Raw genomic sequence first — 24,179 nt, 5'->3', positions numbered from 1 at the left:
CGGTGCCGCCGCAACCCGCGCCGCCGCAGAATTCGCCCGCTCTCGCCGAGGAGGCCGCCTTGACCCGTCCCCCCGTCCCGTTCGACCCGGAGATCGAGCCCGCGCTCGCCGAGATCGTCCCGGCCGACGCGCCGCCGTTCACCCCGGAGACGATCCCCGGCCTGCGCCGCGCGATGGCCGAGACGTTCCCGCCCGCCGCCGAAGCCGTCGGCGACGCGCCGGTCACCGTCGTCGAGCAGACCATCCCCGGCCCCGAAGGCGCGCCGGATCTGGAAATCACCATCCTGTCCCCGCACGAGAGCGACGGCGCGCTGCCGGTGCTCTACAACATCCACGGCGGCGGCATGATGGTCGGCCACCGCAACATGGACGTCGGCCGCCTGCTGGCCTTGGTGCTGGAGCTGAACGTCGTCGCGGTGAACGTCGAATACCGGCTCGCGCCCGAACATCCGCACCCCGCACCGGTCGAGGACTGCTACGCCGGTCTGGTGTGGACAGTCGAGCACGCCGACGAACTGGGCGTCGACCCGTCGCGCGTCGTGGTGATGGGCGGCAGCGCGGGCGGCGGGCTCGCAGCGGCGGTCTCGCTGCTCGCGCGCGACCGGAAAGGCCCGGCGATCGCGGGACAACTGCTGCTGTGCCCGATGATCGACGACCGCAACACGACCATCGCGAGCCAGCAGTACCCCGGTCTGGGCACCTGGACGCGGGAATCCAACCTCGCGGGCTGGCAGTCGCTGCTGGGCGACGCGGTCGGCACCGACGACGTCTCCCCCTACGCCGCTCCGGCGCGCGCGACCGATCTGTCCGGTCTGCCCCCGGCGTTCATCGAGGTCGGCAGCGCGGAGCCGTTCCGCGACGAGGACACCGAGTACGCGCTGCGGATCTGGGCGACCGGCGGACAGGCCGAACTGCATGTCTGGGCCGGTGCCTTCCACGGGTTCGACATGTACGTCCCGGACTGGCCGATCAGCAAGGCCGCGCTCGAAACGCGCAACTCGTGGCTGCGCCGGATCCTCGGGAAGGCGGGGAAATGAGCGTCCCGCCGGTGCCGTACGACCCGGAACTGGAACCCGGGCTCGCCGCGTTCCTCGACCTGGTCGAGCGGATCCCGCTGCGCGCGGACACGATCCTGGCCAACCGCGCGCATTTCGCGACGATCATCCCGCCGGTCGAGCAGCTGGTCGGCGACCACCCGGTCGAGCTGACCGAGCACACCGTCCCCGGCCCCGAAGGCGCTCCGGACATCGTGCTCACGGTCGTCCGGCCCGCCTCGGGCGTCGCCGACGCGCCCGCGCTCTACAGCATCCACGGCGGCGGAATGGTGCTGGGCAACCGGTTCTTCGGCCTCGACGGCCTGATCGACGACGTCCTGCGGTTCGGCGCGGTCGGCATCTCGGTGGAATACCGGCTGGCTCCGGAAAACCCGGCTCCCGCCGCCGTCGAGGACTGCTACGCGGGTCTCTTGTGGACAGTCGAGCACGCCGGCGAACTCGGCATCGACCCGTCGCGCATCGTCGTCACCGGCGCCAGCGCGGGCGGCGGTCTCGCGGCGGGCGTCGCGCTGCTGGCCCGCGACCGTAACGGCCCGGCCATCGCCGGACAGCTGCTGGCGTGCCCGATGCTCGACGACCGCAACGAATCGGTCTCGACCCGGCAGTACAACGGAATCGGCGCCTGGGACCGCAACAACAACGACACCGGCTGGGACGCCCTGCTCGGCCCGGCGCGCGGAACCGACGCGGCCTCGCCGTACGCGGTCCCGGCGCGGATGGCCGATCTGTCCGGCCTGCCGCCCGCGTACCTGGACGTCGGCGCCGCGGAGATCTTCCGCGACGAGACGACCGAGTACGCCTTGCGGATCTGGGCGACCGGCGGACAGGCCGAACTGCACGTCTGGGCGGGCGGGTACCACGGGTTCGCCGGTTTCTCCCCCGACGCCGAGGTCTCCCGCTGCGCGGTCGCGACCCGGCTTTCGTGGCTGCGCCGGATCCTGCGTGCCGGATGAAGCCGCTCCAGACCGAAGCGAGCCCGGTCGAGCCGGTGGTGCCGAAAAAACGCCCAGGCGCGCTCCGGATGGCGGTCGTGCTGGGACTGCTGGAGGTCTTCGGCCCGATCTCCATGGACCTCTACCTGCCGGCGCTCCCCCAGCTCGCCGGCGATCTCCGGGCCGGGCAGAGTCTCGCGCAGGCGACCATGTCGGTCTGCATGCTCGGGCTCGCCTTCGGCCAGCTCGTCGTCGGCCCGTTGAGCGACCGGTTCGGCAGGCGGCGTCCGCTGCTGGCCGGAATCGGGCTTTTCACCGCGCTGTCGGTGGTGTGCGCCTTCGCACCGTCGATCGAGGTGCTGCTCACGGCGCGATTCCTCCAAGGACTGTGCGGTTCGGCCGGAATCGTGCTGTCGCTGGCCGTCGCCCGAGACCTCGCCGAGGGCGTCGAACTGGTGCGGCTGCTGGCCTTGCTGACCACCGTCGGGGCGCTCGCACCGATCGTCGCTCCGGTGATCGGCGGCCAGCTGGCGGCCGTCATCGGGTGGCGCGGCATCTTCGGCGTCCTGGCCGGGATCGGGGCGGCGCTGCTGATCGTCGCCGCGACCGCGCTGCCGGAAAGCCTGCCGCCCGAGGCACGACATCCGCGCAACGGCCGCGGCGAGTTCCGGATACTGCTGAAAGACCCGCTGTTCCTGGGTTTCCTGCTCGTGAGCACCTGCGGCGGGGCCGCGTTCTTCACCTATCTGGCGTCGATCAGTTTCGTCCTGCAAGACGGATTCTCGTTGTCGCCACAGCTGTTCAGCGCGTGCTTCGCGGCGAACGCGGTGATGTCGGTCCTCGGCGCGCAAGTGAACCGGGCAGCAGTGCGCCGAGCCGGTCCGGTCCGCATGTACGTGCTCGGCACGACCTTCACCGCGGCGGCGGCGCTGACGATGCTAGGCGCGGTGTTGTTCGGAGCCGGACTCGCAGCGTTGCTGATTCCGTTGGCACTGCTGATGCTCGCGGGCGGCACGACACAGGCGAACGGCAACGCACTCGCCCTCGCCAACCACGGCCAGCGAGCCGGAACCGCGGCGGCGCTGCTCGGAACGGCGTCGTTCGCGATCGGCCCGATCGTCGCGCCGCTGGTGTCGCTGGGCGGGACTACGCCGTTGTCGATGAGCCTGACGATGACGGTGGCGTACGGAATCGCGACTGTCCTGCTGTGGCTGGCGGTGCTGCCCCGCCTGCGCCGATCAGGGACGGCCTGACTCGAACACGAGCTGGCCGTCCTCCTCTCCGACCGCCCGGAACCCAGCTTTCTCGAGCACCCGGCAACTCGCCTCGTTGCCGGGCAGCACATACGCCCGCAGTTCGGGAGCGAGAGCGGGTTCCGGGTGGTCCTCGTGCCATTGCCGCAGCGCCTGCGTCAGCTCCGTGGCCAGTCCCGCACCCCAGGCCGCGCGCGCCAGCAAATAGCCGACTTCCCGGTGCCCGCTGCCGTGCGCGAGGCCGAACCCAGCACGGCCGAGAAATCCCGACGCGCCTTCGACCCGCCACTTCGACCAGCCTCGCGCCCGGTGCTCGGCGATGAACGCTTCCAGCCGTTCCCGAGCAGCCGCGCGGCTCTGCGGACCGGTCGTCATGTGCCGCATAACCTCGCCGTCGGCATGCAGGGCGGCGAGATCGTCCAGATCCGAGGGCAGCCAGGTGGTCAGCCGCAGCCGCGGGGTGCGGAGGATTTCTTCCCGGTCCGTCACCAGCCGGGGTGGTACGGCGCGGGCGGGGCTTTCGGCAGCAGCCACGCGCCGGTCGCCCGGTGCGCCGCCAGTACGAGCGCGGCGACCGGGACGATCAGCCACAGGAAGCCGCTCGGGAAGGTCATCTGCAGGGTCGGCGGCGCGCTCTTCCGGACGAAACTGGAACCGAGGCCGACGATCATGAAGACGACGATGTCCAGCACCGCCAGGCTGCTGCCGGCGAGCACGCAGACCCGGCCCGCCGGAGAACGCTTGAACAGGCCGATCGCGCCGGCGACCGCCAGTGCCGCGATCGCCAGGTCCGCGGCGCCGACGATCCCGTTGGAAAGCAGCCTGCTCGAGGACGGATTGCCGATCATCCGGATGACGGCCACGACGAAGCCGATCGTGGCCACCAGGCCGATGACCGAGGCCAAGGTCGCCGCCGCGACCGCGGTGGCCCCGAAATACGCGGTCGGCGGCGCCGGAGGCGGCGGCTGCGCCGGGAACTGGCCGCTGTAAGCGGACTGCCCGCCGTAAGCAGGCGGCAACGGCGAGTACTGCTGCGGACCGGTGCCGGGATACGGCTGCGGCGGTTGCGTCACGACGGCGGTTCCTCCGAGGTCAGGAAGACATTCGCGGCTCATCCTGCCAGGTCAGCGGCCCCTTCCCGGCCCGACTGCCCGAACGGGCGACACGCGGTTCGCCGGTACCTCTCGCGATACGGCCAGATAGGTGTTACCTTAGGTAACAGTGAATCGCGGTAACGCCTAACCAATGTCGCTCAGGGAGGACCGAATGACCAGCGCAGACGTGCAGCGAGCACCGGAAGCAGCCCCGTCCGGCCGGCACGAGACCGCGCAGCGGCTGCTCGACTCCTCCGCGACCCTTTCCTACGACCCGGCCACCGAGGTCGACTGGGAAACCCCGCTGGACAAGGACTTCCACGGGGCCAGCCCGGAGTGGAGCACGCTCTACGGCACGAGCTACTGGGCCGAGATGACCCCGGAGCAGCAGAAGGAGCTGACCCGCCAGGAGGCGGCGTCGGTCGCGAGCACCGGGATCTGGTTCGAGATGATCCTGCAGCAGATGGTGCTGCGCGATTTCTACGCCAAGGACCCGACCGACCCGGCGTTCCAGTGGGCGCTCACCGAGATCGCCGACGAATGCCGCCACTCGATCATGTTCGCCCGCGGCGCGCAGAAGCTCGGCGCTCCCCCGTACCGGCCGCGCAAGCTCGCCGTCGAACTGGGCCGCGTCTTCAAGGCGGTCGCCGGCGGCGAAGCGGCGTACGCGGCGATCCTGGTCGCCGAAGAGGTTCTCGACGTGATGCAGCGCGACTGGATGCGCGACGAGCGCGTGGTCCCGTTCGTGCGGACGATCAACAACATCCACGTCGTGGAAGAGTCGCGGCACATGAAGTTCGCCCGCGAGGAGACGCGCGAGCAGCTGGAGGGCGCGGGAGCCGTGCGCCGCCAGGTCAACGCGCTGGTCATCGCGATCGCGTCGTACTTCATCGTCAGCAGCATGGTCAACCGCGACGTGTACAAGAACGCCGGGCTGGACTCCGAGCGCGCGCTGCGCGAGGCGAAGGCCAACGAGCACCACAAGTCGATGATGCGGTCGAGCTGTGCCGGGCTGATGGAGTTCCTCGGCTCGTGCGGGCTGCTGACGAAGCCGGCGCTGGTGTTCTACAAGCGGGCGAATCTGATCTGACATGGCCTTCGCGATCACCCAGACCTGTTGCAACGACGCGACGTGCGTGTCGGTCTGCCCGGTCAACTGCATCCACCCGACGCCGGACGAGCCGGACTTCGGGACCACCGAGATGCTCTACGTCGACCCGGAGACGTGCATCGACTGCGGCGCCTGCGCCGACGCCTGCCCGGTCGACGCGATCTTCCCGGTGGACCTGCTGACCGACTCGATGAAGGTGTACGCCGGGATCAACGCGGACTTCTACGCCGACCGCGCGCCGGCCGCCGCGAACCCCGCGCCGAACTTCCACCGCTGGGGCCCGCCGACGTTCGACCGCGAGATCCCGAGCGACCTCGAGCCCGCGGACGTGGCCGTCGTCGGCACCGGCCCGGCCGGGATGTACGCGGTGGAAGACCTGTTGCTGCACACCAACGCGCGCGTCACGCTGATCGACCGGCTGCCGGTCGCGGGCGGGCTGGTGCGCTTCGGCGTCGCCCCGGACCACCCGGACACGAAGCGGATCGGCGAGGCTTTCTCGCGCTTCCACAACCACCCGCGGCTGAAGCTGAAGCTCGGCGTCGAGGTCGGCCGCCACGTGACCGTGGACGAACTGGCCGAACGCCACGACGCGGTCATCTACGCAGTCGGTGCTTCGTCCGCGCGCACCCTCGGCATTTCCGGCGAAGACCTGCCCGGCAGCCTCGCCGCGACGACGGTCGTCGCCTGGTACAACGGCCACCCGGACGTCCCCGCGCACGCGGTGGACCTCTCCGCCGAGCGCGTGGTGCTGATCGGCACCGGCAACGTCGCCCTCGACGTGGCCCGGATCCTCACCGCCGACCCCGACGATCTCGACGGCACGACCATCGCCCCGCATGCCCTGGAACGCTTGCGCTCCAGCAAGGTCCGCGAAGTGGTCTTGTTGGCCCGACGCGGCCCGGAAGACGCCGCCTACACCTCGCCCGAGCTGATCGCGCTGGCCCAGCGCGCGAACGTGCCGCTCGTGGTCGACACCGAAGACCCGCGCACCGCCGCGGCGATCGACGCGGGCACCGGAAAAGCCGCGCTGCTGCAGGATTTGGCCCGCGAGACGGTCGACTGGACCGCCCCTCCATCGGATGGCCCCCGCCGGATCGTGCTGCGCTTCCATTCCGCTCCGGTGGAGATCACCGGGGACCGCCAGGTGCGCGGACTGCGCGTCGACGGCCCTTCCGGCCCAGTCGAGATCGCCGCCGGTCAGGTCGTGCGCGCCGTCGGCTACCGGGGACGTCCGGTGCCGGGCCTGCCGTTCGACGAGACGGCCGGAACGATCCCGAACACCGCAGGCCGGGTCGAAGGCCAGACCGGTGCTTACGTGGTGGGCTGGATCAAACGCGGCCCGTCAGGCGGGATCGGCGCGAACCGGACTTGCGCCGGGGAAACCGTGGCGACGCTTCTCGCGGACATCACCTCCGGGCAGGTTCCATTGCGGGGACGGCGGTCGCCGATCGCCGCACTGGCCGCGCGGTTCCGGGGTCGCTGAGAGAGTCCTTTGTGGACTGCCGCCGCCCTTTCGGTCGCGGCGGCAGTCCGCCACTCGCCCTTCGCTGTTGCGCGCGAGGGAGCCGGATCGACCTCGAAATCCGGCGGCAGCCGAACACCACTGCCGTCGTCATCGCATGGGCACATCTCCCGGCCGCCGCCCTCGGGACCTAACACCTGAACCCCTTACCGGACAACGGTTTCGAATAGCCGGCAAGCAACTCCTCACCCGCTTTGCCTCGCCGCCTAAAACTGCCTTGCCAGATTGTCCGACAATCTGGCAATCTGGCAATCTGATGCGCACTGGCGGGGATGTCACGGGGAGACTGATGACTTCGACGAATCCGATCACCGGCCTCGGCGCGAGCATCCAACGGCAGAGCACCACCGAACAAGCCGCCGACGCCGTCCGGCAAGCCATCTTGTCCGGCCAGCTGCCGCCCGGCACTCCGCTGCGCGAGGCCGCCCTCGCCGCCGAGCTGGGCGTCTCCCGCAGCACCCTCCGCGAGGCCTCGCGGACCCTCGAAAGCGAAGGCCTGGTCCGCTACCAGATGAATCGCGGCGTTGTCGTCGCGGACGTCACCGGGCCCGACGTCGCCGACATCTACGCAGCCCGCACCTCCGTCGAACTGACCGCGGCCGACGCCCTCACTCAGCACCGCGATCCGGTGATCTACCAGCAGCTCGCCGATTTGGTCGACCAGATAGAACACGCCTTCGACCACGGCGACACTGCCGCGGCGCTCGACGGCGACCGGCTCTTCCACGCCACCCTGGTCACGGCCACCCGAAGCCCCCGCCTGTGCCGCTTCCACGCGCAGCTCCAGCAAGAACAGCGCCTCGCCCTTGCCCTTGCCGAACGCTCCCGCCGCGAACTCGGCCGCACCGAAGACGACCACCGCCGGCTGCTGGACGCGCTGCACGGCAGCCCGAAGCAAGCCCGAACGGAACTCACCGCGCACCTGCGAGCCGGTGCCGCCGAACTGCGACGGCTGCTCGACCTGCTCGCCCACCAGAGCGAAAGAGAGACCCCTCGTGGCTGAACGCAGCTGGGACCTGGTCGTCACGCCCTGGCACCTCGACCAGCACCTTCCGGAATTCCCGATCCCCGCCACCGCGACCCAGGTCGTTCCCCCGGTCCTGCCCGCCGGCCCCGCCCGGATGAGTCTTCTGCACCGGGCGACAGCCGACACCGTGGCCCAGTCAGCAAAGCCCCTGATCCTCTCCGGCGACTGCCCCACCAGCCGCGCCGCGGTAGCCGCACTGCAGCAACGCCACCGAGACCTGGCCGTGCTGTGGCTGGACGCCCACGGCGACTTCAACACCCCCGCCATCTCCACCAGCGGATACATCGGCGGCATGGCCCTGGCCATGTTGACCGGCCGGACCTCGGGTCTGTTCGACGACACCCTCGGCCTGCGCACCGTCCCCGACACCAGCGTCGTCCTCGCCGATGCCCGCGACCTCGACCCCGCCGAGCGCGACTCCCTCGCCGCCAGCCAGGTCCACCGCATCCCCGCCGACCCCGCCGCGATCACCGCCGCCCTCGGACGGCTCGGCCCGGTGCCCGTCTACCTCCACCTCGACATCGACGTCCTCGACAGCGCCGACCTCTCCGGCGCGCGCTTCCCTTCCGGCCCCGGCCCCTCGCTCGCGCAGATCGAGGAATGCCTCGCCGCTGCCGCCGCCTCCGCCGATCTCGCCGCCGCTTACCTCGCCTGCGCCTGGCTCCCCGAGCACGTCAACGACGAAGCGACCCGCCAGACGATCAGCCGCCTCACCGCAGCCCTCGGCGCCAGCCTGACCTGGCGCGAACCCGCCGGCCGCTGACCCGCCCAGCGCACCCGGAACCTGACCGATTCCTTTCCGCCCCGCCCGGGGTCTATCCGTCATGACCACAACAACACAAGACCCCAACCGCACACTCTGGGAAGCACGAGCGCGCGGTGAGCAAACCCCGGCCTGGGAAACGCTCGCCACAGAGCCAAAAGGCATCGCGATCGAGGCGGTAGACACACCGGCCGGGCTATGGCTGCGACCGCCGAACGCCCTGACCGGTCCAGCGATCCTGGCCATCCACGGCAGCGGTTTCGTGGGCGGATCCTCCGGCACTCATCGCCGGATGTTCGGCCATGTGGCCCGGGCCGCCGGGGCAAACACGTTCGCTGTCGACTACGGCCTCACCCCCGAGCACGTCTTCCCCAGCCAGCTCGACACCGTCACAGCGGCCTATCAATGGTTGCTCAGCAACGAATCCGGCCCGATCGCCATCGCTGGCGACTCCTGCGGAGCAACGCTGGCAGTAGGCCTCGCCGCACGCGCCCGCGAGGAGAACCTGCCGATGCCCGCGTCCTTGCTGCTGCTGTCGGCATGGACCGACCTCGAAGCGAACGGCGCCACTTACGACACCGGCACCGACCCGTTCTTCACCCGCGAGCTGGTCCGCACCCTCGCGACCGGTTACCTGGCCGGAGCGAATCCGCGTGACCCGCTCGCGTCGCCCCTACACGCGGACCTGCGCGGGCTGCCGCCGACGTATCTTCAGGTCGGCGCGGAGGAGTCGCTGCTGGACGACACCAGGGAGCTGGCCCGGCGGATGCGGGACGCGGGCGTCGAGGTCCGCATCGACGAATTCCCCGGCCAGGTCCACACCTTCCAGATGGCGGCGGGCAACACCGCCGTCGCCGACGAGGCGGTTCGGGAGGCGGGATCGTGGCTGCGGTCGACACTGGTCAGGTGACGGATTTCGAACGGGCGGCGGCCCCGCTCCGCGGCGAACTGCTGGCGCACAGCTACCGGCTGCTCGGGTCGTGGCACGAGGCCGAGGACGCGGTCCAGGAGACCTACCTGCGCGGATGGCGCGCCTGGGACGGCTTCGAGGAGCGGTCCTCAGTACGCACCTGGCTGCACCGCATCGCGACCAACGTGTGCCTCAACGCCGCTCGTGACCGCGGGCGGCGCGCCCTGCCCTCAGGCATCGCCGCCGACGACACGCGACCGGACGTGCTGCCGCCGGAGACGTGGATCGAGCCGTTTCCCGGCGACCGCGCGGACTTGCGGCTGGCGTTGATCGCCGCGATGCAGACGCTGCCTCCCGCCCAGCGAGCCGTGTTGCTGCTGCGCGAAGTGCTGGCGTTCCCCGCCGCCGAGGTCGCCGAGATGATGGACATGTCCGTCGCCGCAGTCAAAAGCAGCCTGCAACGCGCCCGCGCCCGGCTCGCCGAGGTCGAATCCGGTCTTGAGGACGTCGTCGAGCCCACCTCCCCTCAAGCGAGGCGGCTGCTCGACGCGTACGTCACCGCGTTCGAGAGCGCGGACGTCTCTGGCCTGACGAACGTGCTTCGCGCGGACGCCACGCTGGAGCTCCTGCCGAGCCGCACGTGGTTCAAGGGCATGGACGACTGTTCCCAGGTATTCGCCGAGGCGATGGGCAAGCCCGGCGACTGGCGGATGGACCGAGCGGTCGTCAACGGTCAGCCCGCGGCCGTCGTCCGCTGGCACGGGAAACCGTTCGGCGTCGCGGTGCTCGACGTCCGACGGGACGGCATCGCGGGAGTGACTGTCTTCAACGACCCCGTACTCGTCGAACGCATCGAGGTCACTCCGTCTTCTGCCTAGCCGCCAGCGTCTCCTCCACCTCCGGCACCCAAAAGCTGAGTTCCAGGGTCTTCACGCTCGCCCAATGCGACATCAACCGGCCTTGCGCGACCAACGCCGGAAACGCGCCCGCGAACAGCACTGCGGCGCACGCCGCGAACACCGGATGCGGCCCGACGATCAGCTCGACCACCGACGCCACGAACCCGAACGCCATCGCCGGGCTGGAATTGCGCAGCATCAGCCCGGCGGTGCGCAGTCGCGTCGCTTCCATCGCCGCGTCGGCGTCGTGCAGTTGCAGCGCCGAGAGCAGCAGAAACGAGTCCGCCTCGACGAACACGCTCCCGCGCGCGGCGGGATTGCGGCGCAGGAACTCTTCCCGCGCGTTCCGCTTCCGCCGCCGCGGCAGCCACCGCGACGCCCGCGCTCCCATCGGATACGCCAGGTACCCGAGCAGGTAGCTCGCCACGACGATCCCGATCACCAGCACCACGCCCGGCCCGCGCGAGACGGCGGCGAGGTCGAGCCAGTGCAGCCGTCCGGCGAGATAGGCCAGGAACGCCAGATGCAGCGCGCCGGGGATCGCATAGGTGAAGAGGTCGAAGAGACCGATCGCGAAAGTCACCCGGTGATCCAACTACGACCGGGCGCTCTCCGGTACGGCTTTCAGGCGATCACGCCGACGAACCGCCTCCCCTGGCGAGCGCCTCGACGCGGTTCATCGGCCCGTTGTAGTAGTTCTGGTCGCCGGGCAGGCTGCCGGTGCGCGAGAACTGCCAGATGCTCTGCTTGTCCCAGCCCGCGGGGAGTTCGCCGATGTCCGGGGCGTAGCGGGCGAGCCACAGCGGGTTGGTGTCGCCGAACCCGCCCGCGTTGCCGGTGCAGAGCTTCCACCAGGACGTCGAAGTGTAGATGAGCGCGCTGCGGCGCTGTTTCGCCAGGTACCGGTGGGTGAAGTCGGCGATCCAGGCGGTCATGTCGGCCTGGCTTTTGCCGTAGCAGGCGTCGCCGTACGGGTTGTACTCGATGTCGAGCGCGCCCGGCAGCGTCGAGCCGCCGCCGTGCCACGCGCCGCCGTGGGCGATGAAGTAGTCGGCTTGCTCCGCGCCGCTGGAGACGTCCGGGCGGGCGAAGTGGTACGCGCCGCGGATGAGGCCCGCGTCGTGCGCGCCGTTGTACTGCTGGTCGAACTGCGGGCTCACGAATCCGGTGCCCTCGGTCGCCTTGACGTAGGCGAACCGGGCGCCCGCTCCGGCGGCCTGGCCCCAGTCGACCGCGCCCTGGTGCCCGCTCACGTCGTGGCCGAGGGTCTGCCCGGCCGCCGGGTCGAACCGCGGGCTTCCGCTTCGGACGCCTTCGTGCCGCAGAATTTGTGAACCGGCAACATTCTCGCCGGCCTTCGAGTAGTCCGCGGCGGCGGCCGGTCCGGCGGTCGCGACGCCGCACGCCATCGCCAAAACCGACACGGCGGCGGCGAAGGCGAGCCGCCAGGGTTTGTCCGTTGCTGTCCGGGTCACCGAGACTCCGATCTTCACGGCGGCAGGTCCAAGGTCATCTTGCGGCACGACGCGGCGCGAGGCTGGCTGCGTCACCCGGACGTGAACAGGATTCCGATAGCCGGAATCGCGCCAGTGGTCCAGACAACCGTGACCGAGTTGTGACCGGCGCCACGCGGCCGGGCGTTTAATTTGTTGTGGCCGACCACAAACTGGTGGGTAAATCCCCTACCGCGGAGGTGTCCCCGACGTGAACCGGACTTATCGACCACCCCGACCTCGTCGATCCCGTGGCCCGGCAGTCGCGATGCTGGCCCTGCTGGCCGCGGCCGGGCTCGCCGTCCCGGCCGCCGCGGCCCCAGCGTCCGGGCAGGCGGGCTGCACCGGCCAGTCCGATCAGCCCGATTTCGGGCCGAACGTGCACGTTTTCGACCCGGGAATGCCCTCCGCGACGATCCAGGCCCAGCTGGACAAGGACTTCGAGGCGCAGAAGGACACGCAGACCGCGCAGTTCGGCTCGGGCCGCGTCGCGCACCTGTTCAAGCCGGGCACGTACGCGGTGCACGACAACGTCGGCTTCTACACCTCGGTCGCCGGTCTCGGCCAGAATCCGGACGACGTCCAGATCAACGGCGACATCACCGTGGACGCCTTCAACGGCTCCGACCAGGGCTCGGCGCTGCAGAACTTCTGGCGCTCGGCGGAGAACATGGCCGTCACGCCTTCCAGCGGCAGCGACCGCTGGGCGGTGTCGCAGGCCGCGCCGTTCCGCCGGATGGACATCAAGGGCGGGCTGCAACTGTTCCCGGCCAGCTACGGCTACGCGAGCGGCGGCTACGTCGCCGACACCCGCGTGTCCGGCCAGGCCGCGTCGGTTTCGCAGCAGCAGTGGTACACGCGGGATTCGGCGCTGGGCAGCTGGGACGGCGGCGTGTGGAACATGGTCTTCTCCGGGACCACCGGCGCGCCGGCCAACTCGTTCCCGAACCCGCCGGAAACCACGCTCGACACCACGCCGGTGTCGCGCGACGTGCCGTACCTGTACGTGGACAACGGCGGCAACTACCGCGTCTTCCTGCCGTCCCTGCGGACGAACGCGTCCGGGCCGAGCTGGGCGAACGGCGGCACGCCCGGCGATTCCGTCCCGATGAGCCAGTTCCGCGTCGTCAAACCCGGCGACACCGCGGAGAGCATCAACAGCTACCTCGACTCCGGCTGCAACCTGTTCTTCACCCCCGGCGCCTACCACCTCGACCAGACGCTGAACGTGACCCGCCCCGGCACGACCGTGCTCGGCATCGGCTACCCGACGCTGATCCCGGACAACGGCGTCGACGCGATGCACGTATCCGATGTGGACGGTGTGCGGGTGAAGGGCCTGCTCTTCGACGCGGGCACGCAGAATTCGCAGTCCCTGCTGACCGTTGGCGAGAGAGGGAAGCACACGAGCCACGCAGCGAACCCGACCTCGTTGCAGGACGTGTTCTTCCGCGTCGGCGGCGATCTGGCGGGCAAAGCCACCAACAGCCTGGTCGTGAACAGCGACGACACGATCGTCGACCACGTCTGGGCGTGGCGCGCCGACCACGGCAACAGCGGCACCGTCGGCTGGACGACGAACACCGCTGACACCGGCCTGCTCGTCAACGGCGACAACGTGACCGCGACCGGGCTGTTCGTGGAGCATTACCAGAAGTTCCAGGTCGTGTGGAACGGCCAGAACGGGAAGACGATCTTCTTCCAGAACGAAATGCCTTACGACGTCCCGGATCAGGGTTCGTGGAATTCCGCGCCTGGCACTGCCGGGTACGCGGCGTACAAGGTCGGCCCGGACGTGACGTCGCACGAGGCTTGGGGGCTGGGCAGTTACTGCTTCTTCGACACCAACCCGGCCGTCTCGAGCTATCACGCGTTCGAGGTGCCGCAGAACGGCGGAGTGAAGCTGCACAGCCTGCTGACGGTATCGCTGAACCACCGCGGCACGATCACCCACGTCGTGAACGACACCGGCGACGTGACGCCGGACGGCACGAAGCCGGTCAACGTCCCGAATTATCCGTGACTCGACCGGTCCCCACGTCCGTGAAGGGCTCCTTGAGGGAATCTGATTCCCTCAAGGAGCCCTTCACAGCCCGGAACCCCGCACCAGACAGGGCAGGCGCGCGTCAGCCCAGCGCGGTCGCCCGGCTCACCGACTCCCAGGAGTCGAGATCTTGAGTCAGGGCCTCGATTTTGCCTCGGATCGCGTCCACGGCGTCGCCGCCGAGCGCGAGCCGCAGCGGTGCGTCCGGAGCGTTCACCGCGCGAAGGATCGCGGCCGCCGCTTTCGCCGGATCACCGGGCTGGGTTCCGTCCATTCCCTCGATCGCACCCCGGGTGGCGGCGGTCGTTTCGGCGTAGGCGTCGATCTTCCGGGAGCGGTGCATCGCCGCGCCGCCGAACGACGTCCGGAACGCGCCCGGCTCCACGATCAGCACCTTGACCCCGAGCGGCGCGACCTCCGCCGCGAGCGCCTCCGACATGCCTTCCAGCGCGAATTTCGCCGCGCAGTAGGCCCCGAACGCGGGCGGCGCGAGCAGTCCGCCCATCGAGCTCATCTGCACGATCGTGCCGCTCCCCTGTTCCCGCAGCAGCGGGACGACGGCCTTCGTCATCGCGACCGCGCCGAAGAACATCACCTCCAGCACCGCGCGCAGGTCGGGCAGCGTTAGTTCCTCCACGGCACCGACCGAGCCGTGTCCGGCGTTGTTGACCAGCACGTCGATCCGGCCGAACGCGTCCAGCGCGGTTCGCACCGCGGCGTCGATCTGCGCCGTATCGGTGACGTCCAGCGCGGCCGTGCGCACCCGGTCCCCGCCGGATTCGGCGAGGCCGGCCAGCGTCTCCGGCTTCCGCGCGGTCGCGACGACCCGGTCCCCCGCGGCCAGCGCGGCCTGGGCGAGTTCGCGGCCGAAGCCGCTGGAGCACCCGGTGATCAGCCAGACGCGGCCGTCGGTTTCCTCGGTCATTGAGCAGTCCCTCCAGTGGTTTCTTCCGCCTCCGATCGTGGCGCGCACCCGCCGGGGTCCGCCAACACCGGTTCGCTGGCGGGCTACAGTCTCAGCCTGTGACCCCTGAGCTGCGGCAGCTGCGCTACTTCGTCGCCGTCGCCGAATCAACGAGCTTCACGCGCGCGGCGGCGACCCTCCACATCGCACAGCAGTCGCTCTCGCAGCAGATCACCGTGCTGGAACGCCAGCTCGGCGCGCAACTCTTCGACCGCGACGCCCGCGGCACCCGGCTCACCCCGATCGGCGAACTGTTCCTGCCGGAAGCGCGCGCGGTGCTCGCCCGCGCCGAACAAGCCGTCGCGACAGTCTCCCGGGCGGTCCGCGGCGAGATCGGCACCCTGCGGCTGGCTTTCCTTGCCAGCACAGCGAATTACCTGCTCCCGCCGGTCGTGCGCGCGGTCCGGGAGCAGTTGCCGGAGCTGACCGTCACCACCGCCGAGCTCTCGATCGCCGAGCTAGTCGACGGGGTTCGCGGCGGCCGGTTCGACGCTGGCTTCACGCGCCCGCCGTTGGTCGACGGCTTGGAGACGCACACCCTTCTCACCGAGGAGGTCTGCGCGGTCCTGCCCTCCGGTCACCGGCTGGCTGACCGTTCCTCGCTGCGCCTGGCCGATCTCGCAGACGAGCCGTGGGTGCTGACGCCGCGCACGTCGTGGGATCCGTGGCACCGTAAGTACGACGCCGACTTCGCGGCCGCCGGGTTCACGCCGGACGTCGTGCAGCGCACCGCGACCGTGCAGGGATTGCTCGGGCTGGTCGCAGCCGGGGTCGGCGTGACCCGACTGGCGCGGTCCGCCCACAGCCTGCGCCGCACCGGCGTGGTGTTCGTGCCGCTGGACGGCGAAGCCGCGCGCACCGTGCTGGTGTGGCGCTCCGACGGCCCTCGGCCGGCCGCGCTCCTGGAGGTGGTCACGCGGCTGGCCGAGACGACGGATCTGTCCGGCGCGGGCTGACTGACAAGCGCGTCAAAGTCCCCCGTTGTTCTCGTCCAGCTCCAGGGCCCGCGTTTGCTGCGCGAGCGCCTTTTCCTCCATTGCCTTCATCTCGGCGCGCTTCGCGTCCGGAATGGGCGTGTTCCCGTCGTGGCCGCGCAGTTCCGGCGGGTCGTAATCGCCGTTCTGCCACCGCTGCCACATCGGGTCGTTCTTGTCCTTCGGAGCCTGGAAGCCCCATTTGTCGAGCAGTTCGTCGGCGGATCCCTTGGGGTACTCGCCGGTGCGGCGCTGTTCGTACGCCAGGTGCGCCTCGGCCCGGCCGCCCGCGGTCAGCGGGTCGGTGCGCGCGAACGAGTCGCCGGACGCGGTCATGTCCGCGTGCGCCTTCGAGCCGGGCGCCGGGACATACGGCATTCCCTTGCCGCCGGCGTACATTTCGTCGACCATGCGGTGGTAGGAATCCTCGGACCCGCGCATCCACCGCTGCTCGTCGTCGAAGTCCTTGAGCTCTTTTTTGCGCGCGGCGTCGTTGCCGTTTTCGATTTCGCTGCGGTGTTCGTTGAGGTCGTCGCGGCGGGCTTGTTCGGCCTTCGCGTCTTCCGCCCGCTGTTTGTAGGCGTCCGCCGAAGCCTGCCGCTGTTCCGGGGTGTTTTCGATCCGTTCCCGCACTTCGGAGCCGTCCGGGTGCTGCTTTCCGGGCACCGGTTTGGTGTCGGTTCCGTAGGTGTGGATGCCGTGCTTCGGGTCGTGGAAGTCCGGGTGGTGGACGTGGTTCGGATTGTCGCCGTGGTAGACCTTCTCCTGCGGGCTCACGTACGTGTCGTGCGGCTGGCGTCCCGGCACCTGGTAGGTCGGGCGCGTGTACTTGCCCTCCATGTGCGAGTAGCCCATTTGGTTGAGCTGCAGCAGACCGGACGTGTCCTTGCGCTCGTAGGCCTGCCGCTGCGCGTGGGCGTAGGTCAGCTGGTGCTCGTCGTGCGTCTTCCCGCCGGTGAAGCCGGAGGTGTGCATCTGCTTGCCGCTTCCGGTGCCCGGGTGCATCCGGTGGAAGTCGTGGCTCTCGTAATAGCCGAAACCGGCGTTCTCGAGGGTCTTTTCGTCGGACCGCTTCCGCGCGGCTCCGCTGCCGTCTTCCGCGGCGGCCTTGTGCAGCCCGGCGTGTTCGAGCTGGTTGGTCTGCTGCCCGTCGACCTTGTAGCCGTGCGCGTCGCCGATCCGCGCGGCCTCGTTGGACTTGTCGCCGAAAGTGCCGGGCGGATTCTTCGGCTCCTTGGCGGCCTTCTTGGCCGGGGGCTGCCCGGACGTCGCGTTGCCGCGTTTGCGCTTGTTGTTCGTCCGCGCGGCGTTCGCGGCCGCCTGCTGTTGTTGCTGCTGCCGCCGCATTTCCTCGAGCTTTTTGGGGCACGGCCCGACCGGGGCGGAGGCGGTGAGGCCGAGCGGGTCGACCATCGCGTTCGGGTTGTCCACGTAGGCCAGCGAGTCCGGGGACGGGCCGAGGCCGAGCGGGTCGTGCGAGAGGTAGCGGCCGGTTTCCGGGTCGTAATAGCGGTGCATGTTGTAGTGCAGCCCGGTTTCCGGGTCGTAGTACTGGCCGGGGAACCGCAGCGGAGTGCGCGCGGTCCCGTCCTCCGCGACGACCGAGCCCCACAACGAACTGCGCTGGTGCCCGGCCAGCGCGCCGGCGCCGTCGAGCAGTTCGGCGGGCGCGCCCACCAGGTCGGTGACGACGGCGTGGAACCGCTCGGCGGAGCGTTCGCCGAGCGTCCGTTCGGTCTGCGCGAGCACCTGGTCGGAGTCGGGCAGCCAGTCCCACACGGTCGCGACCTGCGGCCGGCCCGGGACGCTGTGCACCTGCTCGGCGGGCTGGTAGTGGTCCCAGGCGAACTCGATCAGCTCGGCCACCGCGCCCGACTGGTCGAGGCGCTGCTTGGCGACGCGCCTGCCGAGCGCGTCGTAGCGGTAGCGCCAGACCGTGCCGTCCGGGGTGCGCACGCCGGTCAGCCTGCTCGCGGAGTTCCACTGGTATTCCCACCGCTGCCCGCGGCGCTCCCGCACCACGACCCGGCCCTCGGCGTCGTGGGCGTAGCGGGTCTCGCCCGCGGACTCGACGAGGGTGCCCCGGTAGGTACGGGTGCCTGCTGCGGCCGGGTCGCCCGGCCAGGCGGCTTCGGTGATCGCACCGGCCGCGTCGTAGCCGTAGGTTTCCCGCCAGTCCGGGCCCTGGACCGCGCTGACGCGGCCGCCGGGGCCGACCTCGAACGAGCGCGGCCCGGCGAGCAGATCGCCTGTCGCGTAAAGGTTTCCGTCCGGCAGGTAGCGGTAGTCGCGCTGCTGCACGGTCGTGTCGCCGCGCAGCACGGTCTGCCCGCGCAGCTTGCCGGTCGAGGTCCAGTGCTGGCGCAGTTCCGCCACCGGCGCGGTTCCGGCGAAGAGCCGGCGCACCGTTTCCTGTCCCGCCGCGTCGTACTCGAACCGCAGCGTGCGGCCCCCGGTGGTGATCGCGGTCGGGCGGTCCGCGGAGTCGTAGCCGACCGACGATTCGGCCCCGCTGGGCGTGCGGCGGCCGGTCCGCCTGCCGAGCGCGTCGTACTGGGACCGCACGACGCGGCCGTTGATCGACTCGGACACCAGCTGCCCGGACGCGTCGTAGTCGAACCGGACCTCAGTCTCGCCGTTGCGCGCCAGGATCATCCGGTCCGCGTGGTCGTAGGCGAATTCGGCGACGTCGTCGTCGGCGGCGCGCCGCACGAGCCTGCCGAGCGCGTCGTATTCGAGCGCGATCGCCTGCCCGGCCGCGTTGACCCGGCGGACGAGCTGCCCGGCCGCGTCGTAGCCGTAGCGCAGGATCCGGCCGTTGTAGTCGGTCTCCGCGACGACCCGGCCCGCCCGGTCGTATTCGTAGCGCCAGACCAGGCCGCGTTCGTTCGTCACCGTCGTGAGCCGCAGTTCGGTGTCGTAGCCGAACCGCCGGACGCCGCCGTCCGGGTCCTGTTCGGACAGCGGCAGGCCGAACGCGCCGTACTCGACCCGGTGCACGCCGCCGCGCGGGTCGACTGACTCCTCGACGTTGCCGACCGCCTTGAACCCGAACTTGCTCACCGAGCCGTCGGCGTTGCGCTGCTGCACCAGGTCGCCCGCCGCGTTGCGCACCCGTTCCACGAACGCGCCGGTCGGCCCGGTGATCGAGGCGATCGCGCCCAGTGCGTCGTAGCGGTACCGGGTCACCGCGCCGTCGGGAGCGGTGATCGCGGTGGGCAGGCCGGCCGCGTCGGACTCGATCCGGGTGACGCCGCCGAGCGCGTCGGTCCGCGTCGCCACCGCTCCGGTGACCGGGTCGTAGGTGTAGGCGGTGACCCCGCCCGCCGGGTCGATTTCCTTGGCCAGGCTGCCTTGTTCGTCGTACTCGTAGCGCCAGACGTCGCCGGAGGGGCCGGTCGTCGAGACCGGCAGGCCGCGCTCGTCGTACTCGTTCGCCAGCCGCGTGCCGTCCGGGCGGGTGACCGCGACGACGTTGCCGATCTCGTCGTACTCCCAGCGGGTGGCGTGGCCGAGCGCGTTGACGCTGGCGGTGACGCGGCCGTACTCGTCGTATTCGGTGGTCGACGTGTTGCCGAGCGGGTCGGTCTCGGCGATGACCTTCAGCTGGTCGTTGAGCTGGAAGCGGCGGACCGCGCCGAGCGAGTCGGTGACCGTGGTGACCAGGTTTTCCCGGTCGTAGGACAGTTCGGTGTCGAGGTAGCCGCCGTCGCCCCGGGCGCGCACGCACCGGCCGTCGCTGTCGTATTGGTAGCCGTACCAGCGGCCGTTGACGTCGTCCCAGCGCACCATCCGGCCGTCGGCGTCGTAGCGGAACTTGTGCGAGGTGCCGACCGCGTCGACGACCTCGACCAGCCGGCGGGCGGAGTCGTAGCGGTACTCCCGGACCGCCACCGGCTCGTCCGGCACGCGCAGCGCGGTGACCAGCCCGTCCGCCGAATCGATGCTTACCCGGTAGCCGCCGGAGTGCTCCATCTCCACCGGCACGCCGTCCTCGTAGCGGAAGACGATCCGGTTGCCCGAGCTGTCGGCCAGCGTGTGCAGGCGGAGGGTGCGCGCGTCGGGGTCGCCGGTGAAGTAGCGGATGACGTTGCTCTGCGGGTCGCCGACGATGAACCCGGTGGTGGTCCGGCGCAGCGCGAAATACGGACCGTCGTCGGTGGCCACGGCTTCGATGTCGCGTGGGAAGGGGAAGCGGACCAGCACGCCGTTCGGGGCGGCGTAGTGCAGGCCGTCGTCGCGGACCTCGAGCCGTTCGTCCAGCGTGGACGACCAGGTGGGGCCGAAGAATCCGCCGGAGCGGTAGGACGAGCGGTGGGTCCGTTCCACCGTCAGCGGCAGCATTCCCGGCAGGCGCAGGTCCTCCTGGACCAGGAACACCGCGCCGGTGGCGACGTCGATCGGGTCGCCGCAGTCCCGGACTTCCTTGGGGTCGGTGTGGTGTTCGGCGGGGTTCTGGTTGCCCCTCGGCTGCTGGGTCGAGGACGTGTGGACGTCGTTGCCGCCGGTCTCGTGCGACCCGGAGCCGCCTTGGCCGCCGCCTTCGTGCCCGCTTTCCGAACTGCTGGTGTGGGTATTGCCGGTATTGCCGGTATTGCCGTGGTGCCCGCCGCCACCGCCGCCTTCGGCCCCGGAGGTGTGTGTGCCTTCGTTGCCGCCAGGGCCGGAGCGGGTGCCCTCGGTTTTGACGTTGATGTCCTTGGGCGTGTGCGTGGGAGCGTTCTTGCCGCCCTTGAGCCCCTTCAACGCCTTTCCGGCGTCCTCGAACAGCGTCCCGGCCTTCTTCAGCAGCGGGATGAGCGCCTTGAAAGCCTTGACCAGCCTGGTGGTGATCTGGGTGATCTTGGACGCGGTCTTCGCGACCGCCGCCGCGACCTGCGGGCCCACCCAGGCCATCCCGATGCCCGCGGTGAGCAGCACCTGCAGCGCCCACGAGATGAGGTGCCCGACCAGGTCCGCGATCGTGTCCCGCACCAGCGACCGGACCGCCGCGACGATCTCGCCAGCGGTCTTGACGCCGCTGGCCGCGCCCTCGGAACCCTTCTGGGCGCTGGCGATGAGAGCGGAGGTGTCCGCGGCCCGCTTGCGGTAGCTGTCGGCGGCCTCGCCCTGCCAGTTCTCGAGGTCTTTCTTGACCAGGTCGCCGAGGTCCGCGGAGACGCCTTCGAGTTCCTTGGCGACGTTGGTCCAGGTCTCCGCCTGCGAGCTGATCTCGTCGGCGTTGCCGGTGAGCGCGTCGAGGGCTTGCTTGAGCGGGCCGACGTGCTCCATCAGCCACCCGACGCCCGCGGCGAAGATCGCGCCGAACGGGTCCATGACCGCGGTGAGCACGTCGAGCGCGGTCCCGACGGCCCCGATCGCGACCGCGGCCCAGTTCTTGCTCTCGATCGCGTCCTTGAGCCCGGTGGCGTCCTCCAGCAACGGGACTCCGGCCATCGCCGAGGTCTCCTTGACCGGTGCCACCAATGGGTTGCTCACGTTGTTCCCCTCCGCCCGCTGCTGCGTTGATCACGGTACCTACCGGGCCCCGGACCCGCGCGCGGCAGGCGGCCTTGCTTAACCGGGTGCCTCGCTGGCTGATGTTCCGAGATACTGCGGCGGTGACGTATACCGAGTGGGTGGTCGAGCGGGCGCAGGATTTCGACTCGCTGCGCGGCAGGCGCATCGACTCGTGGGCCGGTGTCAAGATGGCTCTGCGGGAGGACGGCCCGGACGGCGGTCCCCAGTTCGCCGACCCGGCGGTGCCCTGTCTGCAGTTGTGGGGCATGCAGGCGCACCTGGACGACGGCCGCACGCTGAGCGTCCTGACGTACCAAGACGACGATCTGTTCGGCCTGTGGCCGCAACGCCGCCCGGATCCCCGGCTCGAGAACCGCGAGCGGTGGGACGGCATCTACCGGTGGACGGCGCTGAGCGAATTGCCGACCGGCCTGGTCGAGGACGTCATCGTCTTCGCTGAAGAAGGCGTGCTCGCCGAAGTCGATCTGCGCGTCGGCGGCAGGCCGCTGGTGCTGGTCGCGGGCGAATTGATCGAGGACTGGACCAGGCTGGTGTTCAATCGGCTCGACGAGTCGGTCCTGGTGTTCACCGATCCCGCCGCGGCCGAGCGCGTCGCATGGTCCACGCCGCAACTCGGCCGCGCCCGGATCGATCCGTGGCCCAAGGTCAGCTTTTGCTGACCTTCACCGAAAACGCGTCGATGCTCATCCCCGCGCCCGGCGTGATGTCCGCGCCCGGGCTGGTGCACCCGCACACCTTGTTCGGATAGGACCCGCCGATCGCCACGTCGAAGATCGCGAAGAACCCGTGGTCCACCGCGGCCTTCCACGTCGCATCGGACACCTGGTTCTGCTTCACCGTGAAGGTTTCCTTGCCGTCCAAGGAAAACCGAAGCTCCTCGGCGGCCGCGTCGCGGCGGTCCACCACCACCGAATACGTGTGGTACCCGGTCTTGCAGCCGGCGCAGTCCTGCAGGTCGCTGCTGATCCCGTCCGGGTCGTGGCACTCCCCGGCCCACTGTCCACAGTGGAACGTGCTGGAATGCTTGTCCAGCGCGTTCACGTTCTCCATGATGTCCAGTTCGCCGATGCTCGGCCAGTTCGTCGCGCCGACCGGCCGGGCGTCCGCGCCCATCGCCCAGAACGCGGGCCAGTAGCCGAGGCCGTGGTCGGGATTCGGCTGCTGGATCGTCGCGCTCATCTCCATCTGCCCGCCCGCCGGCGCGCCGAAGTCGGTGCGCTGGGTTTCGATCCGGCCGGACGTCCACGCGCCGTTCGCGTCGCGCAGCGGCTTGATCACCAGGTGCCCGGCACCGTCGTGGTAGACGTTGTCCGTCGAGTCCGTCGACGTCTCGATCTCCCCGGTGCCCCAGTTCGCCGCGCCGCCGGGGTAGCCGGTTCCCTTGTCGTAGAGCCAGTTCTGCGGGTCGAGGCCGGTGCCGGCGGGGCCGTCGAAGGTGTCCTCGAACACCGTGGTCCAGGTTTCGGCCGCCTGCGCGGGCGCGGCGGCCATCGACAGGGCGGCCACGGCGGCCAGGATCAACGGGGTTCGGCGCATGGTTGGCCTTCCGATCGAGTGGGGTGGTCCCAGCAGGGTCGGCCGCCGCCGTTGACCAGTCAAAACAGTCTGCCTGCCGGTTCCGCGGCCGAAGTGCGCGCGGGCAGCGCGCGTCCGGATAGGTTTGAACCACTGCGCGCCGGGGTACCGGCAGGGTGGGAGAACCGCACCCCCTTTGACGCCTCCACGGCCGCCGTCGGCGATCTAGCCTGGGTTCATGAGCGACAGCAACCTCCTCGGCGAGTTCCTGCGGGCCCGGCGCGGCACCACCGTCCCGGCGGACGCGGACGTGCTCGCCGACACCCGGCGCCGGGTCAGCGGCCTGCGCCGGGAGGAGGTCGCGCAGCTGGCCGGGGTCAGCACCGACTATTACGTGCGGCTTGAGCAGGGCCGGGAGCGGACGCCGTCGGCGCAGGTCGTCGACGCGCTCGGCCGGGCGCTGCGACTCGACGACGAGGCGCTCGCGCACCTGCATTCGCTGGCCCGGCCGAAGCGGCCCAAGCGACGTCCGGCGAGGGAACGCGTCAGTCCGCGGCTGGTGCAGCTGATGGACGCGTGGCCGCAGACTCCCGCGGTCGTGCTCGGCCGGTGCATGACCGTCCTCGCGTCGAATCTGCTCGGCGGAGCGCTGTTCGGCGGGCACGAATACAGCGGCGACCTGCTGCGGCTGGTGTTCCTCGACCCCGACGCCCGGAACTTCTACCCGGAGTGGGAACAGGTCGCGGTCAACACCGTCGGCGGGCTGCGGTCGGCGGCGGGCTCCGACCTGGACGATCCGCTGTTGATCGAGGCGGTCGGCGAATTGTCGCTCAAGAGCGCCGATTTCCGCCGGTTGTGGGCGCGCCACGACCTCCGGCAGAAAACGCACGAGACGAAACGGTTCCGGCACCAGCTCGTCGGAATGCTCACCCTGCACTACGAATCGATGACCGTGAACAGCGCTCCCGGCCAGCAACTCGTGGTGTACCAAGCGGATCCGGGCAGTCCGTCGGAGGCCGCGCTGGGACTGCTCGGCAGTCTCGCCGCCGGCGACCACCCGCATCGCTGACGCTTTTTTCGCAATTTCCGAATTCACCCAAGGG

At 70.3% G+C, this 24,179-nt stretch carries 20 protein-coding genes; 13 read left to right on the top strand and 7 right to left on the bottom strand.

Annotated features, from left to right (window positions below; genetic code table 11):
• Window positions 1-59 precede the first annotated feature (59 nt).
• Genes ABD156_RS18180 through ABD156_RS18170 form a run of 3 tightly spaced genes read left to right on the top strand, consistent with a single transcriptional unit; the run spans window position 60 to window position 3,240 of the window.
• Complete coding sequence (locus tag ABD156_RS18180) at window positions 60-1,037, top strand: alpha/beta hydrolase (RefSeq protein WP_344274321.1); 978 nt, start codon at window positions 60-62, stop codon at window positions 1,035-1,037.
• Window positions 1,034-2,008 (top strand): alpha/beta hydrolase, encoded by a 975-nt coding sequence (locus tag ABD156_RS18175; RefSeq protein WP_344274318.1) that lies wholly within the window; start codon window positions 1,034-1,036, stop codon window positions 2,006-2,008. The genes ABD156_RS18180 and ABD156_RS18175 overlap by 4 nt, the downstream gene beginning before the upstream one ends.
• Window positions 2,005-3,240, top strand: coding sequence for a multidrug effflux MFS transporter (locus ABD156_RS18170; protein WP_344274315.1), 1,236 nt, complete (start codon window positions 2,005-2,007; stop codon window positions 3,238-3,240). Before ABD156_RS18175 ends, ABD156_RS18170 begins: the two co-directional genes overlap by 4 nt.
• Here the strand turns inward: ABD156_RS18170 and ABD156_RS18165 are convergent.
• Both ABD156_RS18165 and ABD156_RS18160 read right to left on the bottom strand, forming a co-directional pair.
• Window positions 3,226-3,729 carry a GNAT family N-acetyltransferase gene (locus ABD156_RS18165; RefSeq protein WP_344274312.1) on the bottom strand — a complete coding sequence of 168 codons (504 nt, stop codon included), beginning with the start codon at window positions 3,727-3,729 and terminating at the stop codon, window positions 3,226-3,228. The genes ABD156_RS18170 and ABD156_RS18165 overlap by 15 nt on opposite strands.
• Window positions 3,726-4,313 (bottom strand): hypothetical protein, encoded by a 588-nt coding sequence (locus ABD156_RS18160; RefSeq protein WP_344274309.1) that lies wholly within the window; start codon window positions 4,311-4,313, stop codon window positions 3,726-3,728. The genes ABD156_RS18165 and ABD156_RS18160 overlap by 4 nt, the downstream gene beginning before the upstream one ends.
• Before the next feature lie 193 nt (window positions 4,314-4,506).
• Here ABD156_RS18160 and ABD156_RS18155 point away from each other — a divergent pair, with 193 nt between their 5' ends.
• The 6 genes from ABD156_RS18155 to ABD156_RS18130 all read left to right on the top strand — a co-directional run bounded on the left by ABD156_RS18155 (window position 4,507) and on the right by ABD156_RS18130 (window position 10,545).
• Window positions 4,507-5,424 carry an AurF N-oxygenase family protein gene (locus ABD156_RS18155; protein ID WP_344274306.1) on the top strand — a complete coding sequence of 306 codons (918 nt, stop codon included), beginning with the start codon at window positions 4,507-4,509 and terminating at the stop codon, window positions 5,422-5,424.
• A 1-nt stretch (window position 5,425) separates the two neighbouring features.
• Window positions 5,426-6,928 carry an FAD-dependent oxidoreductase gene (locus ABD156_RS18150; protein WP_344274302.1) on the top strand — a complete coding sequence of 501 codons (1,503 nt, stop codon included), beginning with the start codon at window positions 5,426-5,428 and terminating at the stop codon, window positions 6,926-6,928.
• A 328-nt stretch (window positions 6,929-7,256) separates the two neighbouring features.
• Window positions 7,257-7,970 (top strand): GntR family transcriptional regulator, encoded by a 714-nt coding sequence (locus ABD156_RS18145; protein WP_344274299.1) that lies wholly within the window; start codon window positions 7,257-7,259, stop codon window positions 7,968-7,970.
• On the top strand, window positions 7,963-8,757 hold the full coding sequence (locus ABD156_RS18140) for an arginase family protein (RefSeq protein WP_344274297.1): 795 nt from the start codon (window positions 7,963-7,965) through the stop codon (window positions 8,755-8,757). Before ABD156_RS18145 ends, ABD156_RS18140 begins: the two co-directional genes overlap by 8 nt.
• A 61-nt stretch (window positions 8,758-8,818) precedes the next feature.
• Window positions 8,819-9,667: an alpha/beta hydrolase gene (locus ABD156_RS18135; protein WP_344274295.1), complete on the top strand. Its 849-nt coding sequence runs from the start codon at window positions 8,819-8,821 to the stop codon at window positions 9,665-9,667.
• A complete protein-coding gene (locus ABD156_RS18130) occupies window positions 9,664-10,545 on the top strand; it encodes an RNA polymerase subunit sigma-70 (RefSeq protein ID WP_344274293.1) in 882 nt (293 codons plus the stop codon). The genes ABD156_RS18135 and ABD156_RS18130 overlap by 4 nt, the downstream gene beginning before the upstream one ends.
• Here ABD156_RS18130 and ABD156_RS18125 read toward each other — a convergent pair.
• Both ABD156_RS18125 and ABD156_RS18120 read right to left on the bottom strand, forming a co-directional pair.
• Complete coding sequence (locus ABD156_RS18125; RefSeq protein WP_344274291.1) at window positions 10,526-11,149, bottom strand: hypothetical protein; 624 nt, start codon at window positions 11,147-11,149, stop codon at window positions 10,526-10,528. The genes ABD156_RS18130 and ABD156_RS18125 overlap by 20 nt on opposite strands.
• 49 nt (window positions 11,150-11,198) lie before the next feature.
• On the bottom strand, window positions 11,199-11,975 hold the full coding sequence (locus tag ABD156_RS18120; RefSeq protein WP_344274519.1) for a GH25 family lysozyme: 777 nt from the start codon (window positions 11,973-11,975) through the stop codon (window positions 11,199-11,201).
• A 352-nt stretch (window positions 11,976-12,327) separates the two neighbouring features.
• On the opposite strand from ABD156_RS18120, the gene ABD156_RS18115 reads away from it, so the two are divergent.
• Window positions 12,328-14,082 (top strand): hypothetical protein, encoded by a 1,755-nt coding sequence (locus ABD156_RS18115; RefSeq protein WP_344274288.1) that lies wholly within the window; start codon window positions 12,328-12,330, stop codon window positions 14,080-14,082.
• Window positions 14,083-14,185: 103 nt separating this feature from the next.
• Here the strand turns inward: ABD156_RS18115 and ABD156_RS18110 are convergent, their stop codons facing one another.
• The gene (locus tag ABD156_RS18110) at window positions 14,186-15,028 is read right to left on the bottom strand and encodes an oxidoreductase (RefSeq protein WP_344274285.1); all 843 of its coding nucleotides are present in this window, start codon (window positions 15,026-15,028) and stop codon (window positions 14,186-14,188) included.
• A 98-nt stretch (window positions 15,029-15,126) separates the two neighbouring features.
• Here ABD156_RS18110 and ABD156_RS18105 point away from each other — a divergent pair, with 98 nt between their 5' ends.
• On the top strand, window positions 15,127-16,023 hold the full coding sequence (locus tag ABD156_RS18105; protein ID WP_344274282.1) for a LysR family transcriptional regulator: 897 nt from the start codon (window positions 15,127-15,129) through the stop codon (window positions 16,021-16,023).
• A 12-nt stretch (window positions 16,024-16,035) separates the two neighbouring features.
• On the opposite strand, the gene ABD156_RS18100 is transcribed toward ABD156_RS18105, so the two are convergent.
• Window positions 16,036-21,519 carry a DUF6531 domain-containing protein gene (locus tag ABD156_RS18100; protein WP_344274280.1) on the bottom strand — a complete coding sequence of 1,828 codons (5,484 nt, stop codon included), beginning with the start codon at window positions 21,517-21,519 and terminating at the stop codon, window positions 16,036-16,038.
• A gap of 122 nt (window positions 21,520-21,641) precedes the next feature.
• Here ABD156_RS18100 and ABD156_RS18095 point away from each other — a divergent pair, with 122 nt between their 5' ends.
• Entirely contained in the window at window positions 21,642-22,220 is a 579-nt protein-coding gene (locus tag ABD156_RS18095) for a hypothetical protein (RefSeq protein ID WP_344274277.1), read from the top strand.
• Here the strand turns inward: ABD156_RS18095 and ABD156_RS18090 are convergent.
• Window positions 22,207-23,097 (bottom strand): glycoside hydrolase family 16 protein, encoded by an 891-nt coding sequence (locus ABD156_RS18090; protein WP_344274274.1) that lies wholly within the window; start codon window positions 23,095-23,097, stop codon window positions 22,207-22,209. The two genes, ABD156_RS18095 and ABD156_RS18090, sit on opposite strands and share 14 nt — an antisense overlap.
• 217 nt (window positions 23,098-23,314) lie before the next feature.
• Here ABD156_RS18090 and ABD156_RS18085 point away from each other — a divergent pair, with 217 nt between their 5' ends.
• Window positions 23,315-24,145, top strand: coding sequence for a helix-turn-helix transcriptional regulator (locus ABD156_RS18085; protein WP_344274272.1), 831 nt, complete (start codon window positions 23,315-23,317; stop codon window positions 24,143-24,145).
• Window positions 24,146-24,179 lie beyond the last annotated feature (34 nt).

Origin of the sequence: Amycolatopsis albidoflavus, assembly GCF_039525725.1 — a bacterium.
Taxonomy (GTDB): domain Bacteria; phylum Actinomycetota; class Actinomycetes; order Mycobacteriales; family Pseudonocardiaceae; genus Amycolatopsis; species Amycolatopsis albidoflava.
Note: the sequence above shows the minus strand (reverse complement) of the source record. Positions and strands in the feature narration are given on the sequence as shown.

What these genes read in the sequence shown, in the direction of transcription:
- ABD156_RS18175 (WP_344274318.1), top strand. Translation starts at nt 1,034, where the DNA reads ATGAGCGTCCCGCCGGTGCCGTACGACCCGGAACTGGAACCCGGGCTC.
- ABD156_RS18170 (WP_344274315.1), top strand. Translation starts at nt 2,005, where the DNA reads ATGAAGCCGCTCCAGACCGAAGCGAGCCCGGTCGAGCCGGTGGTGCCG.
- ABD156_RS18155 (WP_344274306.1), top strand. Translation starts at nt 4,507, where the DNA reads ATGACCAGCGCAGACGTGCAGCGAGCACCGGAAGCAGCCCCGTCCGGC.
- ABD156_RS18150 (WP_344274302.1), top strand. Translation starts at nt 5,426, where the DNA reads ATGGCCTTCGCGATCACCCAGACCTGTTGCAACGACGCGACGTGCGTG.
- ABD156_RS18145 (WP_344274299.1), top strand. Translation starts at nt 7,257, where the DNA reads ATGACTTCGACGAATCCGATCACCGGCCTCGGCGCGAGCATCCAACGG.
- ABD156_RS18135 (WP_344274295.1), top strand. Translation starts at nt 8,819, where the DNA reads ATGACCACAACAACACAAGACCCCAACCGCACACTCTGGGAAGCACGA.
- ABD156_RS18120 (WP_344274519.1), bottom strand. Translation starts at nt 11,975, where the DNA reads ATGGCGTGCGGCGTCGCGACCGCCGGACCGGCCGCCGCCGCGGACTAC.
- ABD156_RS18115 (WP_344274288.1), top strand. Translation starts at nt 12,328, where the DNA reads ATGCTGGCCCTGCTGGCCGCGGCCGGGCTCGCCGTCCCGGCCGCCGCG.
- ABD156_RS18110 (WP_344274285.1), bottom strand. Translation starts at nt 15,028, where the DNA reads ATGACCGAGGAAACCGACGGCCGCGTCTGGCTGATCACCGGGTGCTCC.
- ABD156_RS18090 (WP_344274274.1), bottom strand. Translation starts at nt 23,097, where the DNA reads ATGCGCCGAACCCCGTTGATCCTGGCCGCCGTGGCCGCCCTGTCGATG.
- ABD156_RS18085 (WP_344274272.1), top strand. Translation starts at nt 23,315, where the DNA reads ATGAGCGACAGCAACCTCCTCGGCGAGTTCCTGCGGGCCCGGCGCGGC.